The 17824-nt window shown below is 36.6% G+C and carries 20 protein-coding genes and 2 rRNA genes (1 of these 22 only partly in view); 1 reads left to right on the top strand and 21 read right to left on the bottom strand.

Annotated features, from left to right (window positions below):
• Positions 1–87: 87 nt before the first annotated feature.
• The 10 genes from AAG068_RS00270 to metG all read right to left on the bottom strand — a co-directional run bounded on the left by AAG068_RS00270 (position 88) and on the right by metG (position 8864).
• A complete protein-coding gene (locus AAG068_RS00270) occupies positions 88–462 on the bottom strand; it encodes a RidA family protein (RefSeq protein WP_000869808.1) in 375 nt (124 codons plus the stop codon).
• Between the two features lie 123 nt (positions 463–585).
• On the bottom strand, positions 586–1434 hold the full coding sequence (gene purR / locus AAG068_RS00265; RefSeq protein WP_000702473.1) for a pur operon repressor: 849 nt from the start codon (positions 1432–1434) through the stop codon (positions 586–588).
• Positions 1435–1488: 54 nt separating this feature from the next.
• Positions 1489–2358: a 4-(cytidine 5'-diphospho)-2-C-methyl-D-erythritol kinase gene (ispE, locus tag AAG068_RS00260; RefSeq protein ID WP_000772099.1), complete on the bottom strand. Its 870-nt coding sequence runs from the start codon at positions 2356–2358 to the stop codon at positions 1489–1491.
• A 196-nt stretch (positions 2359–2554) separates the two neighbouring features.
• Entirely contained in the window at positions 2555–2734 is a 180-nt protein-coding gene (gene sspF, locus AAG068_RS00255) for an acid-soluble spore protein SspF (RefSeq protein WP_001985066.1), read from the bottom strand.
• Between the two features lie 91 nt (positions 2735–2825).
• Positions 2826–3086 carry a biofilm formation stimulator Veg gene (gene veg / locus AAG068_RS00250; protein WP_098668012.1) on the bottom strand — a complete coding sequence of 87 codons (261 nt, stop codon included), beginning with the start codon at positions 3084–3086 and terminating at the stop codon, positions 2826–2828.
• A gap of 238 nt (positions 3087–3324) precedes the next feature.
• Positions 3325–4188: a sporulation peptidase YabG gene (gene yabG, locus AAG068_RS00245; RefSeq protein WP_048526387.1), complete on the bottom strand. Its 864-nt coding sequence runs from the start codon at positions 4186–4188 to the stop codon at positions 3325–3327.
• A 110-nt stretch (positions 4189–4298) separates the two neighbouring features.
• Positions 4299–5177, bottom strand: coding sequence for a 16S rRNA (adenine(1518)-N(6)/adenine(1519)-N(6))-dimethyltransferase RsmA (rsmA, locus tag AAG068_RS00240; RefSeq protein ID WP_342716591.1), 879 nt, complete (start codon positions 5175–5177; stop codon positions 4299–4301).
• The gene (rnmV, locus tag AAG068_RS00235; RefSeq protein WP_000692830.1) at positions 5174–5731 is read right to left on the bottom strand and encodes a ribonuclease M5; all 558 of its coding nucleotides are present in this window, start codon (positions 5729–5731) and stop codon (positions 5174–5176) included. The genes rsmA and rnmV overlap by 4 nt, the downstream gene beginning before the upstream one ends.
• 216 nt (positions 5732–5947) lie before the next feature.
• A complete protein-coding gene (locus AAG068_RS00230; protein ID WP_342716590.1) occupies positions 5948–6715 on the bottom strand; it encodes a TatD family hydrolase in 768 nt (255 codons plus the stop codon).
• Between the two features lie 166 nt (positions 6716–6881).
• Positions 6882–8864 carry a methionine--tRNA ligase gene (gene metG / locus AAG068_RS00225; RefSeq protein WP_342716589.1) on the bottom strand — a complete coding sequence of 661 codons (1983 nt, stop codon included), beginning with the start codon at positions 8862–8864 and terminating at the stop codon, positions 6882–6884.
• A 517-nt stretch (positions 8865–9381) separates the two neighbouring features.
• On the opposite strand from metG, the gene AAG068_RS00220 reads away from it, so the two are divergent.
• The gene (locus tag AAG068_RS00220) at positions 9382–9666 is read left to right on the top strand and encodes an AbrB/MazE/SpoVT family DNA-binding domain-containing protein (protein ID WP_000843036.1); all 285 of its coding nucleotides are present in this window, start codon (positions 9382–9384) and stop codon (positions 9664–9666) included.
• Positions 9667–9686: 20 nt separating this feature from the next.
• On the opposite strand, the gene rsmI is transcribed toward AAG068_RS00220, so the two are convergent.
• The 11 genes from rsmI to AAG068_RS00165 form a co-directional block, all read right to left on the bottom strand.
• Entirely contained in the window at positions 9687–10562 is an 876-nt protein-coding gene (gene rsmI / locus AAG068_RS00215; RefSeq protein WP_342716586.1) for a 16S rRNA (cytidine(1402)-2'-O)-methyltransferase, read from the bottom strand.
• A complete protein-coding gene (locus AAG068_RS00210) occupies positions 10531–10821 on the bottom strand; it encodes a GIY-YIG nuclease family protein (RefSeq protein WP_306188895.1) in 291 nt (96 codons plus the stop codon). Before AAG068_RS00210 ends, rsmI begins: the two co-directional genes overlap by 32 nt.
• Positions 10808–11548 carry a tRNA1(Val) (adenine(37)-N6)-methyltransferase gene (locus AAG068_RS00205; RefSeq protein ID WP_342716585.1) on the bottom strand — a complete coding sequence of 247 codons (741 nt, stop codon included), beginning with the start codon at positions 11546–11548 and terminating at the stop codon, positions 10808–10810. Before AAG068_RS00205 ends, AAG068_RS00210 begins: the two co-directional genes overlap by 14 nt.
• A 272-nt stretch (positions 11549–11820) precedes the next feature.
• Positions 11821–12171 carry a DNA replication initiation control protein YabA gene (gene yabA / locus AAG068_RS00200; RefSeq protein ID WP_000412056.1) on the bottom strand — a complete coding sequence of 117 codons (351 nt, stop codon included), beginning with the start codon at positions 12169–12171 and terminating at the stop codon, positions 11821–11823.
• A 14-nt stretch (positions 12172–12185) separates the two neighbouring features.
• Positions 12186–13013 (bottom strand): PSP1 domain-containing protein, encoded by an 828-nt coding sequence (locus AAG068_RS00195; protein ID WP_325856258.1) that lies wholly within the window; start codon positions 13011–13013, stop codon positions 12186–12188.
• A gap of 5 nt (positions 13014–13018) precedes the next feature.
• On the bottom strand, positions 13019–14002 hold the full coding sequence (gene holB, locus AAG068_RS00190; protein ID WP_342716584.1) for a DNA polymerase III subunit delta': 984 nt from the start codon (positions 14000–14002) through the stop codon (positions 13019–13021).
• 35 nt (positions 14003–14037) lie between these two features.
• Positions 14038–14664, bottom strand: a complete 627-nt coding sequence (gene tmk, locus AAG068_RS00185; protein WP_342716583.1) for a dTMP kinase — start codon at positions 14662–14664, stop codon at positions 14038–14040.
• 1 nt (position 14665) lies between these two features.
• Entirely contained in the window at positions 14666–16087 is a 1422-nt protein-coding gene (locus tag AAG068_RS00180; protein WP_342716582.1) for an aminotransferase class I/II-fold pyridoxal phosphate-dependent enzyme, read from the bottom strand.
• Between the two features lie 72 nt (positions 16088–16159).
• On the bottom strand, positions 16160–16339 hold the full coding sequence (locus tag AAG068_RS00175) for a sigma factor G inhibitor Gin (RefSeq protein ID WP_000842028.1): 180 nt from the start codon (positions 16337–16339) through the stop codon (positions 16160–16162).
• A 190-nt stretch (positions 16340–16529) separates the two neighbouring features.
• Positions 16530–16645: ribosomal RNA gene (gene rrf / locus AAG068_RS00170) — 5S ribosomal RNA — on the bottom strand.
• 49 nt (positions 16646–16694) lie between these two features.
• A 23S ribosomal RNA gene (locus tag AAG068_RS00165) occupies positions 16695–17824 on the bottom strand (it continues 1792 nt past the right edge of the window).

Raw genomic sequence — 17824 nt, 5'->3', positions numbered from 1 at the left:
TCCCTTTAATTTTTTAAAAATTTTTAAGATAAAAATTTTTAATGTAATTGAATATAGAGATTAGTGGAGGTTATCGCTTACAAAGGACTACTTAACTAGGGCGATTACCTCAATTTCAACTGAAACATCTTTCGGTAATTTTGCTACTTGTACACAAGAACGAGCTGGCTTATGAGCAGAGAAATAAGAGCCGTATACTTCATTAACAGCATTAAAATCATCCATATCTTTTAAGAATACTGTTGTTTTTACTACTGTATCAAATGAAGCACCTGCTTCTTCTAATACTGCTTGTAAATTTTGAAATACTTGCTCTGTTTGTACTGTCACGTCTCCCGCTACAAGCTCTCCACTTGCAGTTAACGGAATTTGTCCTGAACTGTAAAACATATTATTTACAATAATCCCTTGTGAATATGGTCCAATCGCTTGTGGTGCATTGTTTGTTTGAACAACTTTCATATTTTTCACCCTTTTATTATTTATTTTTACTCTTTAAAAATAGTGCACGAAAAGCAGTTTGTCCATCTATTTTATAATTTATAAATAGAATAAAAAAAAGATAAAGCTATTTGCTTTATCTTTTTACTCAGCCTCTACAAGCCCCTCATCAAATGGTGCCAATGAATAATTTCCTTTTTCCACTTGAATCGCTTTTTCTTTCACATCAACTTCTGATAAGCGAATTAATGATACAAAGTTGTTAATTAGTCTTTCTTCAATATCAGTAGACTCTACTAATACACCAATACCAACAACATTGGCCTTAAATTCTTCTAACATACTCATCATACCTTGAATGGTTCCGCCAGCTTTCATGAAGTCATCAATAATTAAAACATTTGATCCTTCTGGAAGGCTACGCTTTGCTAACGTCATTGTTTGAATGCGCTTAGAAGAACCTGATACATAGTTAATACTAACAGTTGGGCCTTCTGTCACCTTATTATCTTTCCTTGCAATTACTACCGGTACATCTAAGTAGTTCGCCACTGCATAAGCAAGTGGAATCCCCTTTGTTGCCACCGTCATAACTGCATCAATTGGTTGCCTAGCAAAAACAGAAGCAAACAAACGACCTGCGCCATTAATATGACGAGGATTACTTAAAAGATCTGTCATATATAAGTAACCACCAGGCAAAATACGATCTGGATTTTCAAATAAGCTACACAGCTCACCAATAATTAGATCTGCCTCTTCCTCACTTATATATGGTATATATTTCACTCCTCCTGCTGCTCCTGGTATCGTTTGCAATGTGCCGACCCCTTGTTGTTCAAACGTTTGCTTAATAATAACTAAATCTTCACTAATAGAAGACTTAGCTGATTGATACCTTTCAGCAAAAAAAGTGAGAGAAACTAGCTGACGAGGGTTTTGTAACAAGTAATAAGTCATATCGACTAATCTTGTACTTCGTCTAATTTTCATACTCTCACCTCAAATCACGAATATTCTAAACAAATCATAACGTATTATACGTCTTTATTCAAGCGTTTCTCGCTCTCCTAATAAACGTACTGCGTATACTTGTTCACAAAATCCTTTTAATCCGTTATATATACGATGCATTCGCGAGTCATGGTGCACAAGACCGAATACAGTTGGACCACTTCCACTCATTAATACGGCATCCGCCCCAAATCGCTTCATCTGTGCCTTAATACGTGCAACTTCAGGATGCATCGCAAACGTTACATCTTCTAAAACGTTACCAACAGTATCACAAATCCCTTTGTAGTCCCCAGCATTTATGACATCAACCATTTTATCTACATTCGGATGTGTAACTCGATTTAACTTTAAATTCCCATACACATCAGCAGTAGATACACCAATATGAGGTTTTGCTAAAATAACCCAGCAAGAAGGTGGAGTTTTTATATGCTCAATTTGCTCTCCTCTTCCAGTGGCAATTGCTGTCCCACCATACACGCAAAACGATACATCTGATCCAATTTCTGCGCCAAGCTCTGCTAATTGATCAATTGTAAGCCCTAAATTCCATAATTTATTAAGGCCACGTAATGTCGCTGCTGCATCACTACTTCCACCTGCTAATCCAGCTGCTACTGGAATCGTTTTTTCAATAGTAATAGATACGCCTTTTTTCACATTAAACTTCTCTTTTAATAATCTCGCTGCTTGATAAGCTAAATTTCTTTGGTCGTCTGGGACATACCGATTATGGGATAAAATTTCAATACGGTCTTCTGCTAATTCCATTAGTTCTAAACGATCCGCTAAATCAATTGTTGTCATAATCATTTTCACTTCATGATATCCGTCTTGTCTTTTTCCCAGTACATCTAACGACAGATTAATCTTTGCTGGTGCTTTCACTAGTAGCTTCAATCTATTCACCCACTCTATGTACTCAATCTTTTATCGTTTATTTTACCATAAATTTATAGTAAGACGATGACACTTCCCTAATTATAACGAAAAGCATTCAGAATGAAACTACTTATGTAAAATGATGGCACCTTTTATAGTACAAAAAGCCGAGGAATCACTCCTCGGCTACCGTAGCATAGAAAGTATCTTACAACTACTGGTTTTGTTTCATTAATTGCTGTTCTGCAATTTCTATAGCACGTTTCACCATATTACCAGCATCTTTCGCACGAATTCCGCCCCATCCCTCTTTTTGAACAACATCATAAAAGCCTAGCTCTTTTGCAAGCTCTTCTTTAAATTGATTTGACATGACACCTCTTCGTCTACTCAATGCAGAGTCCCTCCTTATTTTGCTACGGTAAAATTAGTATGCAAAATAATATAGCTTTTCATTTGTGGGAATATATGTAACGATACATGGATTATAAAATCGCTTCATTATGAGGTTCACCATAAAATGTTAACTCTACTGTCTCTGTTAAAACATCCGCATAGCTATACGATACACGTTGCAATGCATCTTCTTGTTGATCCAGTTGTACAACAAAAACAGAACGGTACGTTTCTGCAAGTACACCTGATTGTTCTACAGTTTTTCTTCTCCCACTGTTTGCCTTTAACATCAGTCTCTGTCCAAGATGGTGATCTAATTCGCTTTTAATTTCATCTAAACGTTTTGACATATACTTTGTTACACCTCGCTGTAATTTAGATTGAATACTTAAAACACGATATATCTATCCCAATTATTAACCGCAACTCACAGACAATATCATTATAAAAGCATTATGCGTTCGAATAGATAGAAGAAATACTATATTGTAAAAGTATCATTATGTAGTCTGTGCGTTCTTGTCTCTTTTTATCCAAGCTGATTTAAATCCTTTCTATACAAAAAAGCAAGATACATATGTACCTTGCTTATTCTTCATAATGTTGAAAGGGTAATCCAGTTCGTAAAATCCCCCTTGTCTCAATCCCACCAAGTCCCTTTTCGCCAGTAATCGTATTACGTACAACATCCCATACATTGACTCTCTCCATAAATGACGTAAAACTAATTTTACCAACCACATATACAGGATCTAGTGCGTGAATATTAATTCTAGATGGGGAACTAGCAAAATTAGCGCCTGCTCGAATTAATGCTTCAAAGTGTGATTGACATGCCCCAGCAAAAATAACGAGTTGATCCAATGATGGATATTTTTTTCGCACCTCTCGAACAGCCTGTACAAAATGCCTTGAATGCCTATATGCTGCTAAATCTCCCTTTACTCCTTTTGCTTTTGTATATGCATCGTGCCCTGTGATTACTAAAATGTCTGGACGAAAATGGTCTATTAAATCTACCACCTTTTCATGCATCTCTGTTTCTTTACAATGAATACCTTGTACAGGAACACCAATTTTATTATATAAGTCTAGACACTTGCGCAAATATAATGGGTCTCCATCTATATGCAGTACACGTCCTGGCATTTGAAAATAATTCACTTCACTTGTATATCCACCAGTTGAAGTGTGTTCATGCCTTTGTTTCATTAATACATAATCTTGTTGAAACAAACGATACGTGCGCTCCATTGTTTCTTTCTCACGCTTCGCTCTCTTTTTATGCTCTCGTTGATCTATACTAATTAAATCTTCAAGTGGCGCATCTGCCACCAATCTAATTTCCTCTCCAAATAATATAGCTATCTCGCCTTTTATTTCTATAATACGAAAAAGAATATCCCTATTATGAGAATATCGTTCCACTAATTCTCCAACATGTAAAGCCATTCTCCTACCTCCAAACTCGTTAGGCCATCTTACCTGTTTTTAAAGTATGAATGTAGGAGAGGAAAGGTGACAAAAGGGACAGTTCAAGTTGAACTGTCCCTTTTATATTCTTATGATAATTTATGAAGAACTAATGCATTACTTAATATTGCAAACTCCTCGATAGATAGCGTCTCGCCTCTTCGTTTTGGATCAATTCCTACCTCTGTTAAAATTCGATCCAACAAATCTTTATCTTTCGGGAAACCATTTAAATTATTGGATAAATTATTCATTAAAGTTTTACGACGCTGTGCAAAACTTGCTCGTACTACTTCAAAGAAGAACGTCTCATCCGTTACTTCTACAACTGGTTTCGGACGCTTTAGGAGGCGGATAATTGCAGAATCAACATTTGGTTGTGGTACAAACACTGTACGCGGTACAGTCATAACTGTTTCTACCTCTGTATAATATTGAATAGCAATTGATAAAGAACCATACTCTTTCGTTCCAGGTTTAGCAGCTAAACGATCCCCAACTTCTTTTTGCATCATAACAACAAATCCACGAACCGGTAATTTCTCTTCTAGCAATTTAAATAAAATTGGCGTTGTAATATAGTATGGTAAATTAGCTACTACCATTACATCTTGTCCTTCTTCAAATTGCTCACTAAACACCTCATGTACATCTGCCTTTAGTACATCTTTATTGATAACTGTAACGTTACCATATGGAGCTAACGTCTCATCTAAAATCGGTAATAATCTTTGGTCGATTTCAAAAGCCACCACTTTTTTAGCACGCTTCGCTAATTGTTCTGTTAATGCACCAATACCTGGTCCAATTTCAATTGCACCACTTTCTGGACCAATTTCAGCGTGATCAACGATACGATTTAATACATTCGTATCAATTAAAAAATTTTGCCCTAAACTTTTTTTGAATGAAAATCCATACTTTTCAACAATGTCTTTCGTACGATTTGGCGTTGCGATATCCTTCATTTTCTTTCCTCCTGTATGACTTGCTTATAAGCTTCTGCAAATGATTCTTTTGAAACCTGAAACATTTGTAAACGTTTATGTAACTGTTTTGCGTTCGTATAACCAATCTTTAATAGCTTACCCATTCTTTCTCTGCGACTCTTTGCCATTTCTCCGCCCACTAAACCTGCATCGACTAGATCGCTCCAACTAATTTCACTTGTGTAAGCTTCCATTTCTTCATGTATATTCTCTAAAGCACGGCGAATTGATTCATTAGAAGCATGTTCAATTCCCACACCTTTTTTCCTTTTAGCCAGTGCTTCTTCCTTCGGTAAAAAAGCATGTTTACATCCAGGCACCTTATCAGAAATAATTTTTCGAATACGCTCTCCAGGATAATCCGGATCTGTAAAAATAATAACGCCTCTTTTTTGCAGCGCTAATTTAACTTGCTCAATAACATGATCACCGATTGCTGAACCGTTCGTTTCAATTGTATCCGCATCAACAGCACGCTTAATTGCGACTGTATCATCTTTACCTTCTACAACGATAATCTCTTTAATTTTCATGCTTGCCTCCACACTCGTTTCGTCTCTACTTAGTAAAACAAAAAAATGACGACTTTTCCATTATTATTTTCCCCATTCTTACATTTTTAAAAATAGAATGTCCCAAACTTTGTTCTCTCTCTTTATTGTAACACTTCTTCATTCGCCCGTATTTTCTCTGTCACTCCCGCTACTTTTTTATAAAAATAAAAAAAGAATGGGTTCTCCCACTCCTTTTTATTCAACACCAAATAAAGCTTTTGCATTTTTCGTTGTCATTTCTGCTACTTCCTCATAAGAAATTCCTTTTAAGTTCGCAATTTCTTCTGCTACGAGTTTTACATAACTTGGTTCATTTCGTTTCCCTCGAAATGGATGCGGTGTTAAATACGGACAATCCGTCTCTATTAACAATTTATCTAATGGAATCTCCGCAGCAACTTCTTTCGGCTTCTTAGCATTTTTAAATGTAACTGGTCCGCCTAACGAAATTAAAAAGTTCATATTAACACATCGCTCCGCTACTTCTACACTGCCGCTAAAGCAATGCATAATGCCACCTACTTCAGCTGCATTCTCTTCTTCTAGAATATCAACAATATCTTGAGTTGCATCACGGTTATGTATAATAATCGGCAATTTTACTTTTTTGGCTAATGCAATTTGTTTACGGAATACGTCTTTCTGAATTTCTTTTGGAGACTTATCCCAGTGATAATCTAAGCCCATTTCTCCAAGCGCAACGACTTTAGGGTGCGAAGCAAGTTCTTCTAACCAAGCTAAATGTTCTTCTGTCATGTCGATTGCATCAACTGGATGCCATCCAACCGCAGTATAAATAAAATCATAAGCTTCCGCTAATTCAATTGCCTTTTTTATCGTTACTTCGTCAAAACCAACAACAACTGTATAAGTAACTCCCGCTTCTTTCATTCGGGCAATAACTTCTTGCAAATCTTCTTCAAATTGCTCTGCATTTAAATGTGAATGTGTATCAAACAACATAATACATAACTCCTTTTATATGGAAATCAAGTTTATTCTACAAAAATAAGCTCTTTCATAACTTAACGATAACAATACTACAATCTTAATGCAAAAATTGAGAGTGTAAAAAGAAAAAAGACGCTTCACACATGTTACACGTGAAACATCTCTTTTCTTGTCTTAATTACTTGATTTTTGTACCATTTGGTAGATTTTGGTCAATTGATGCTAATGACAATACGCCATTCTCTTCACCTGCTAAAATCATACCTTGTGATAATTCACCGCGTAATTTTACAGGTTTTAAGTTTGTTACACAAATAACCTTTTTACCTTTTAGGTCTTCTGGTGAATAGAATTTTGCAATCCCAGAAACAACTTGACGCTTTTCTGTACCTAAGTCTAGTTGGATTTTTAACAACTTGTCTGCTTTTTTCACAGGTTCAGCAGATAGTACTTCAGCTACGCGTAATTCTACTTTAAAGAAATCATCAATTGTAATTTCTTCTGCCTTCGGTTCTTCTTCTTTTTTCTCTTCTACTTTAGGAGCAGAGGCTTTCATTTGTTCTTTAATGTACTCTACCTCTACTTCCATTTCTAAACGAGGGAAAATCGGGTTTCCTTTTTCTACTTTTGTTCCAGCTGGAATGCAGCCAATTGTAGACAGGCTTTCCCAAGATGTATGTGCTTCTTCAGTAAGGCCAAGCTGAGCAAACATCTTGCTTGGAGCTACTGTTAAGAACGGCATAAGCATAATACCTGTTTGACGAAGTACTTCTGCTAAGTGGGCCATTACAGAAGCTAACTTTTCACGGTCATTCTCATCTTTTGCTAATACCCATGGTTGTGTTTCATCAATATATTTATTCGTACGGCTAACCAATTGCCAAATTGAGCTTAGAGCTACAGAGAATTCCATATTCTCCATTGCTTCTTCTACTTTTTTCAATGTATCCTGCGCAAACGCTACTAACGTTTCATCAAATTCCGTTACATTTACTTTAAATGCAGGGATTTCTCCGTTAAAGTATTTATCAATCATAGCTACTGTACGATTTAATAAGTTACCTAAGTCATTTGCTAAATCGAAATTAATACGCTCCACAAATCCTTCTGGTGTGAATACGCCATCAGATCCGAACGGAACTTCACGAAGTAAGTAATAACGTAATGCATCTAATCCGTAACGATCGATTAATGTAACTGGATCTACTACGTTACCTTTTGACTTACTCATCTTTCCATCCTTCATTAAAATCCAACCATGAGCAAATACTTTTTTCGGAAGAGGTAAATCTAATGCCATTAAAATGATTGGCCAATAAATTGTATGGAAACGAACAATCTCTTTTCCAACTAAATGCACATCTGCCGGCCATAATTTCTTATACATCTCTTCATTTTCTGTTCCATAACCTAATGCTGTAATGTAGTTAGATAACGCGTCAACCCATACGTAAATAACGTGTTTCGGGTTACCTGGAACACGAACTCCCCAGTCAAATGAAGTACGAGAAACTGCTAAATCTTCTAAGCCTGGTTTAATGAAGTTATTAATCATTTCATTCTTACGAGACTCCGGCTGAATGAAATGTGGATTATCTTCATAGAATTTTAATAGTCTGTCTACGTATTTACCCATTCTAAAGAAATAAGATTCTTCACGAACAAGCTCTACATCATGACCACTATCTGGACTTTTTCCTCCAACTACTTTGTCGCCTTCCATAATTGGATCTACTAATTGATGCTCCGTATAGAATGTCTCATCTTGTACAGAATACCAACCTTCGTATTCATCAAGGTAAATATCGCCTTGATCTACTAGTTGTTTGAAGATTTTTTCAACAACATCTTTATGACGATCTTCCGTTGTACGAATAAAATCATCATAAGAGATATCCATCTTCTTCCAAAGTTCTTTAATTCCTGCAACAATGTTATCCACATATGCTTGTGGTGTAACATTTAATTCTTCTGCTTTCTTTTGGATCTTCTGTCCATGCTCATCAGTTCCTGTTAAATAATGAACATTATATCCTTGCATACGCTTATATCGTGCCATCGCATCCCCTGCTACTGTTGTATAAGCATGTCCAATGTGTAATTTTCCACTTGGATAATAAATTGGGGTAGTAATATAAAAGGATTTGTTTTCCTTTGTCATTGTTTTGGACCTCCCGGATAACCTCATATGTATTTATAAATAGTATATCAAAAACTTATATATAAAGTGAAACTTTAATCTGTGAGGGTCTTGTTCATTCCCGCGGATTATAACCCGCACCAATCGGACTTTTACGAGCAATCCGACTCCCACTTAACTTCTTTGCCCCAACCGAATTTTAAATTTAGAATCTTACTGCTCGTTTATGCAGGATAAAAACGAGTTCATATTTTGTATATTTATCATCTATTACTCATATTTCAAGAAAATATACAGTCGTCACTTACAATTTATAAATTTTTCTGAAAATAAAGTGAAATAATAGTAGAAATTACTCACATTCTATTATATATAAGAAGTAAGAAATCTATAAATCTTTTTAAAAAATATAGAATTTAAGAATTGACGGAAATGTAAATGATTGGTATCATATGTCCATAGGGTATTTTGTCGAAAAATGACGAATCTAAAAATAGACTCGAAACTTATAAACTATTTCTTTAGGAGGAAAAGAATTATGAAATCTACTGGTATCGTTCGTAAAGTTGATGAATTAGGTCGTGTAGTAATTCCAATCGAATTACGCCGTACTTTAGGTATTGCAGAAAAGGATGCTCTTGAAATCTATGTTGATGACGAGAAAATCATCTTAAAAAAATATAAGCCAAACATGACTTGCCAAGTAACTGGTGAAGTATCTGATGGTAACCTATCTTTAGCTGAAGGTAAAATTATCTTAAGCAAAGAAGGCGCTGAGCAAATCTTAAACGAGCTTCAAGATTATATCGAAACAGCAAAATAAGCTTCTCAATTATGAGAAGCTTATTTTTTATCGACATGATAGATTTGATATACATCGCGTTTCGACAAATCTCGATCTTTAGCAACTGTTTTTATCGCCTCTTTTGAATTCATACCTTTTTCGTTTATATAATGTTCAATATGGTCATATACCGAAATAGATTCCCACCATTGTTCTTCTGGAGCAGGTTCTTCCGTTGAACCAGCTACTAAAATACAAAACTCACCACGAACTTCATTTTGTTTCGTCCACTCAATTGCTTCTTCGACTGTTCCACGAATAAATTCCTCGAATTTTTTCGTTAACTCTCGGCATAATACAATTTCTCTATTTCCCAACACTTCTTGCATCGAGATTAAAGTATCATCCAGGCGGTGAGGTGCTTCATAAAACATCATTGTAGTTTGTATATAGCGAAGCTTCTCTAACTCCATTTTTCTTTCTTTTTTATTTCTTTGTAAAAATCCATAGAAATAAAACTGTTTTGTTTCAAGGCCTGATGCAATTAATGCTGTAAGGGCTGCATTCGCCCCAGGAAGCGGGATAACATGATACTGTTCCGCTACAGCCTCTACAACAATATCGTAGCCTGGATCAGAAATACACGGCATACCAGCATCACTAACAAGTGCTACTGTCTTTCCTTCGTCTAACTTATTTAATATTTTCTTCCCACTTACTTCCTTATTATGCTCATGGTAACTCATAACAGGCGTTTCAATTTCAAAGTAATTACAAAGTTTTTTCGTTTGTCTCGTATCTTCAGCAGCAATTAAATCAGCTTCTTTTAAAATTCGGATTGCACGAAATGTCATATCTTCTAAATTCCCAATAGGGGTTGGTACTAAATATAAAACGCCCTTTTCATTTTGTTGAAAGCTTTTTTGTTGCCACATAAGGTTCTCCTTTTTGCATATATTCTTCTTTTTGTTTTCTATTTAATTGCTTAAAATAGTACTCTGCTTGCATAGCTGTACGCTTATCTTCATGAAATTCTACGTATTTTAAAGCAACAGGAAGTCTAGCACGCGTATACCTAGCCCCTTTTCCACTATTATGGGTCTCAATCCGCTTCTCTATATGATTTGTATATCCAGCATAATAACTTCCATCAGAGCACTCTACTACATAAAAACAATGCTTATTCTTCTCCATATAAAATTGAACGAATCTCCTTTGTATATTCATTATTTTCTTCATATACAAAAAGAGGTGGCAATATTTTTAAATCTGCGTTTCCGTCCTTAATTCCTTCAATTAACAATGTATTCGCTTCTTTTCCTGCCTTAGGATAAACAAATCGTACACGCTTTGGTTCAATTTTGTATTTACGCATTAATGTAACAATGTCTAGTAAACGACCTGGACGATGTACAAATGCTACCTTCCCGCCTTGCTTTACTAGCTGACTACTTGCAGATACAACATCCTCTAGTGTACACATAATTTCATGACGAGCTATTGCTAAATGTTCATTCATATTTTTTTCAGAAGTTGCAGGTGTTTGGAAATAAGGCGGATTACATGTGACAACATCATATTGATGACGTCCAAGTTTCTCCGGCATATCTTTCAAATCCCCGTTTATTAAGTGAATTCTTTCTTCCAACTTATTGTATTGGACACTTCTAATTCCCATATCATATAAGCGTTCTTGAATTTCTACACCAGTAATATTCCCTTTTGTTCTTGTACTTAATAGAAGGGGCACAACTGCATTACCTGTACACAAATCAAGTAAATTACCTTTTTGAATTGGCACCCAAGCAAAGTCTGCAAGTAAAACAGCATCTAACGAGAAATTAAATACTGATGGGCTTTGTATAATCTTCAAATCTTGTGCTAATAAATAATCTAAACGTTCATCTTCATATAAATTCATATGTTACTCCTTTTCTTACACTTAACCTACCCTATTTCATCTTCAACTAATAAAGTGAAACTTTAATCAGTGGGGGTTTTCTTCATCCCCCACTGATTATTAGTTGAACCAATCGGACTTTTATGGGCAGTTGATTCCCCACCTAAGTTCTTTGCTTTCGCTGAATTTTGAGGTGGGGGTCTTACTGCCCATTAAAGCGGGATAAAAAACATATTTCATTCTACTCTCATGTATAAAAAATTACCTTTCCAATTATCATTGGAAAGGTAATTTCACTTTTTATTTAAAAATGACAGGCAGAATAAACAATCTCCCTCTTTACGTACACTTCCATAATGCAGATTACAAATATGAAAACCTTCTTGATATAGTCTTGCTAGATTATCGTAGCCTTCACCAATATCTGTTTTCGGCTTCACTTCTTTACGTTTTTGAGTTTTTTGTTTTTCTTTAATCTGCACTTCTTCAAAGCGGTGTCGCAAATTTTCATTTTCCATTTTTATATGTTGGTTTTCTTCCAACAACTCTGCAAGATGTTGTTTTAATTCTCCCAACTGTTTGTATAAATGTCCAATTTGCTCTTCCATACTAGAAACCGATGCAAAAATATCTTTTTTCTCCACAAGCACCCACCTCATTAATCTGTGGTTTGACTCGAAACGACCCCTTTATTCACTAACTCATCTAACGTATATTCTACTATCCGTTCCTTGTCTACTAGTTCCACTTGAATTAATCTTTCTAAAATATTTAATCCGATAACACGGCCAGTACCATGCGGGGTTTGTATACGTTGATCTAAATCAGGAAGTTGTTCCTTTGCTGCCTCATATTCATCGTTCTCATATTTTAAGCAACACATTAAGCGACCACATAAACCAGAGATTTTTGCAGGATTTAATGATAAATTTTGATCCTTTGCCATCTTAATAGATACAGGTTCAAAATCCCCTAAAAAAGTAGAACAACAAAGCATACGACCACATGGACCAATACCACCAAGCATCTTCGCTTCATCACGAACACCAATTTGTCTTAGTTCAATTCTTGTCCTAAAAATTGCTGCTAAGTCCTTCACTAGTTCGCGGAAATCAATCCGACCATCCGCAGTAAAGTAGAAAATAATCTTATTGCGATCGAACGTATACTCTACATCTACAAGTTTCATATCAAGATTATGTTCTACTACCTTTTGCTGACAAACTTGATATGCTTCTTTTGCAGCATGTTTGTTCTCTTCAACAATGGTACGATCGTTTTCATTTGCAATACGAATAACCTTTTTTAGCGGTAATACAACGTCGTTTTCATCAACTTGCTTTTTGGTAATAACTACTTTCCCGTATTCAATACCTCTTATCGTTTCTACAATTACAAACTCATTTTCAGAGATATCGAACTGATTTGGATCAAAGTAATACACCTTTCCGGCCTTCTTAAAGCGAACACCTACTACATCATACAAAACGGTCATCCCTCCTGCAACCGCAACACTAACTGTTCGAACACAAGCTGCGCATTTACATTAGCGTTGATTCTATTTTTTGCCTCTAATATATTAAAGAGAGCTGATACAATGCGCTTCTGAGCGTAGGAGAAAGATTCAAACATCTCTTTCTGCTCATGAAAAACAAGACGATCTTCTTCTCCAAGTTGAACATATAATAAATCCTTATAAATAAGGAGTAACATATCTAAACCTTGCTGTAATTGTTCTTTCTCTCCAAAGTGTTTTCCCCATTTTTCTTGTACAAAAAAAATAGAGACTTTATCTTTTTCGAGCGCTTCACATAATTTTATCACTAAAGCTCGTGCTTGTGCAAACCATTCATCACTACATAAAGCTAAAGCTTCATCAAAACTATTTGTGAGTTGTGCAGCAAGTGTCGATAAAGATGCCGTAACACCTTCATCCTGTAATCTTCTAATTAAAGATTCCGTAGGTAAAGGTCTAAATGTAACAACTTGACAGCGAGATAAAATCGTATTTAAAATTTGATGACTTTGTTCAGTAAGTAAAATAGCTGTTGTATCACTACTTGGTTCTTCTAAAAATTTCAAGAGTGTATTCGCCGCATTTGCTGTCATACGGTCTGCGTGCTCAATAACATATACTTTTTTATTTGCCTCTAATCCTGTTTTTGAAAACTCTTCTTGTAAATCATGAATTTGCTGCTTCTTAATAGATAATCCGTCTGGTTTTACAATATGTAAGTTTGGGTGGTTACCTGAATCAATTCGCTTACAATTTGTACATACATGACAAGGCTCTACCCCATTCCGCTGAGAACAGAGGAAACTCTTTGCCATTTGAATTGCTGTCGCAAACTTTCCTGTCCCTTTCCCTCCCTCTAACAAATAAGCGTGGGATATACGCTCTTTTGCAATGCTATTCATCAACATTTTTACACCGATGGGTTGTATAGCAGAAAGCTGCTCCCACGTCTTCGTCATAATGCATACCTCACTTATTTCATTCTTTCCTTCTATTATAACAATTTATCTTCTATAACCTGAATAACTTCTTCTATAAGTTTTTCCATTGGCTGATCAGCATTTACCAATACAATACGATCCGAGAAACGTTCTACAACTTGTAAATAGCCTTCACGCACACGTTTATGGAAAAAGATATCTTCCATGTCTAATCGATTCACTTCACGTCCTGCATCTTTTGCGATTCGAGCTAAGCCAACCTCTGGCTCAATATCTAAGTAAATTGTTAAACTAGGCATACAGTCCTCTGTTGCAAAACGATTTATTTCAAATACTTTATCCATACCTAATCCTCTTGCATATCCTTGATACGCTAAAGAGCTATCTATAAAGCGATCACATAATACAAGATAATCCTCGTTAAGCGCCGGCATAACTTTTTCTACTAAATGCTGTCTACGTGCAGCGGCATACAGAAGCGCCTCTGTACGTGCTTCCATCATCGTATACTCTTGTTTATGTAAAATCGTTCTAATATCCTCAGAAATTGCAATACCACCTGGTTCTCTTGTCGCCATTACCTTTTGTTCTTTTTGTTCAAAGTATGGTAATAAACTTTGAATTAACGTTGTTTTACCCGAGCCTTCTGGACCTTCAATTGTTACAAATAATCCCGTCATTCTAAAACCTACTTTCTATATCATACACTTTCATATATTTCGTGCTGCCTTGAAAACGAGCGCCTGCTTTCTCTAAATACATAATTTGCTCTTTATGTTCTGAAGTAATTTTTTCTCCATACATAATCAATGGAATTCCAGGTGGATACGGAATTACCATTTCCGCCGCTATCATCCCAACTGCTTCTCCTACAGATACTACTTTTGTTTCATACCCTTCCAGTTGTTTATATGTATACGGTAAGGGAGAAATTTCTCCTTTATAAGTATAACGAATAGATTCCTTCTTGTCTTTCACCTCATAAGATTGCAATGCCACTCGGATCATCTCTATAGCCTTCATATATTTCTTATTTACTTGCAAGGGCAAAATAAATAAGACATTATATGGATCTGCCATTTCCGTATATATACCGACCTTTTCTAATACAGACTGTAATTCGTATCCCGATAACTGACAACGTGTCTGTACGGTAACCTTTAACTCGTCTTGTAATGGATATTGTAAAATAGCTATTTGTGGCATAGAAGACAATTCTGCTTTAAATCCCCGTAAAAACTCGACAATTTCATCATGTCCCTTTTCTTTTATACGCGCTATTGTAAAGCGTGCAATATCAAGAGAAGCCATAATTGGATACGATGGACTACTAGACTGTAGCATACTTAAATAAGTAGAAACTTTTTCTTCTTTCACTAAGCTGCTATTTATATGTAAATAGGATCCCATCGTCATCGCAGGTAATGTTTTATGTGCGGAATGAACTACAATATCTGCACCATATGCTAAAGCTGACCTTGGAAATGCCCCGCCTAAACAAAAATGAGCCCCATGTGCTTCATCTACTAAAACAGGGATTTTATGTGCATGTGCATAAGCAATGCTTTCCTCTAAATCCATCCCCATACCATAATAATTAGGATGTGTTAAAATAAGTGCTTTCGCATTTGGATATTTTTCAATTGCTTCCTTAATAACTTCATTATGAATTCCCACGGGTACGTTATAAGCTTCATCAATCCACGGATCTAAAAAAATCGGATTTGCTCCTGCTAATTTTAAACCATTAATAATTGATTTATGACAATTTCTTTGTACAAGAACAATATCATGTTCCCCACAGCAAGACAAAATCATTGCTAAGTTCCCGACTGTTGAACCATTAATTAAAAAATAACTTTTTTCCACTTCATATACATCAGCTAATAATTGTTGTGCCTCATCTATACATTCAAACGGACTATGTAAATCATCTAACCCTGATAACTCAGTTACATCGATAGATAGTATATCTTTAAACTCCTCTACTGCCTCCTGAGGGAAGTTTAAACCATTTTTATGACCTGGAACATGAAAGGATAATGGCCCTCTTTCTTTAAACTCTATTAATGCCTCATATAAAGGTATGCGATTTTGATTCATCTATATCTCTTCCTTATTATTTCATTCTTTCTCTATTATACAGAACAAAAAAAATAATAGGCATATGCCTATTTAAAAATATGATACTTCTAATTTCCGAAGTTGTTTTAAATAATATATATACTTCGGATCATTTGTCTCCGTATTCACCATGTCTTTTTCACATTCATAACATATTAAATTATTATAAACATATATTCCTTCTTTTCTTTCTGTCTCACAAACAATACAAACTTCGTTTTGTGATTTCATATCCTTTCCTCCCTATTCAAATGAACATATTTCATACTTCTATTCCTTAACAATTTCCTGAAAAATATACATCGATTTCTTATATAATATGATTCATTCGTGGGCAACGTGTTTGTATTATCATGACTTCTTTTTACGTACTGTTTGAAAACACAAAAAAACACAAGTCAAAAGACTTGTGTTTTTAGTTGCTTGGCGACGTCCTACTCTCACAGGGACAAGGTCCCAACTACCATCGGCGCTAGAGAGCTTAACTTCCGTGTTCGGTATGGGAACGGGTGTGACCTCTCTGCCATCATCACCAAACTATGAAGGCATATTCCTTCAAAACTAGATAACATTTGCTACATATTATATGGTTAAGTCCTCGATCTATTAGTATTCGTCAGCTCCACATGTCACCATGCTTCCACCTCGAACCTATCAACCTGATCATCTTTCAGGGATCTTACTAGCTTACGCTATGGGAAATCTCATCTTGAGGGGGGCTTCATGCTTAGATGCTTTCAGCACTTATCCCTTCCGCACATAGCTACCCAGCTATGCCCTTGGCAGAACAACTGGTACACCAGCGGTGCGTCCATCCCGGTCCTCTCGTACTAAGGACAGCTCCTCTCAAATTTCCTACGCCCACGACGGATAGGGACCGAACTGTCTCACGACGTTCTGAACCCAGCTCGCGTACCGCTTTAATGGGCGAACAGCCCAACCCTTGGGACCGACTACAGCCCCAGGATGCGATGAGCCGACATCGAGGTGCCAAACCTCCCCGTCGATGTGGACTCTTGGGGGAGATAAGCCTGTTATCCCCGGGGTAGCTTTTATCCGTTGAGCGATGGCCCTTCCATGCGGAACCACCGGATCACTAAGCCCGACTTTCGTCCCTGCTCGACTTGTAGGTCTCGCAGTCAAGCTCCCTTATGCCTTTGCACTCTACGAATGATTTCCAACCATTCTGAGGGAACCTTTGGGCGCCTCCGTTACACTTTAGGAGGCGACCGCCCCAGTCAAACTGCCCACCTGACACTGTCTCCCGGGTCGATAAGACCCGTAGGTTAGAATTTCAATACAGTCAGGGCGGTATCCCACCAGCGCCTCCACCGAAGCTAGCGCTCCGGTTTCAAAGGCTCCCGCCTATCCTGTACAAACTGTACCAAAATTCAATATCAGGCTACAGTAAAGCTCCACGGGGTCTTTCCGTCCTGTCGCGGGTAACCTGCATCTTCACAGGTACTATAATTTCACCGAGTCTCTGGTTGAGACAGTGCCCAAATCGTTACACCTTTCGTGCGGGTCGGAACTTACCCGACAAGGAATTTCGCTACCTTAGGACCGTTATAGTTACGGCCGCCGTTTACTGGGGCTTCAGTTCAGAGCTTCGCTTACGCTAACCCCTCTCCTTAACCTTCCAGCACCGGGCAGGTGTCACCCCCTATACTTCGCCTTACGGCTTCGCAGAGAGCTGTGTTTTTGCTAAACAGTCGC

Source organism: Bacillus paramycoides, from assembly GCF_038971285.1.
In the GTDB taxonomy this organism is placed as follows: domain Bacteria; phylum Bacillota; class Bacilli; order Bacillales; family Bacillaceae_G; genus Bacillus_A.
Note: the sequence above shows the minus strand (reverse complement) of the source record. Positions and strands in the feature narration are given on the sequence as shown.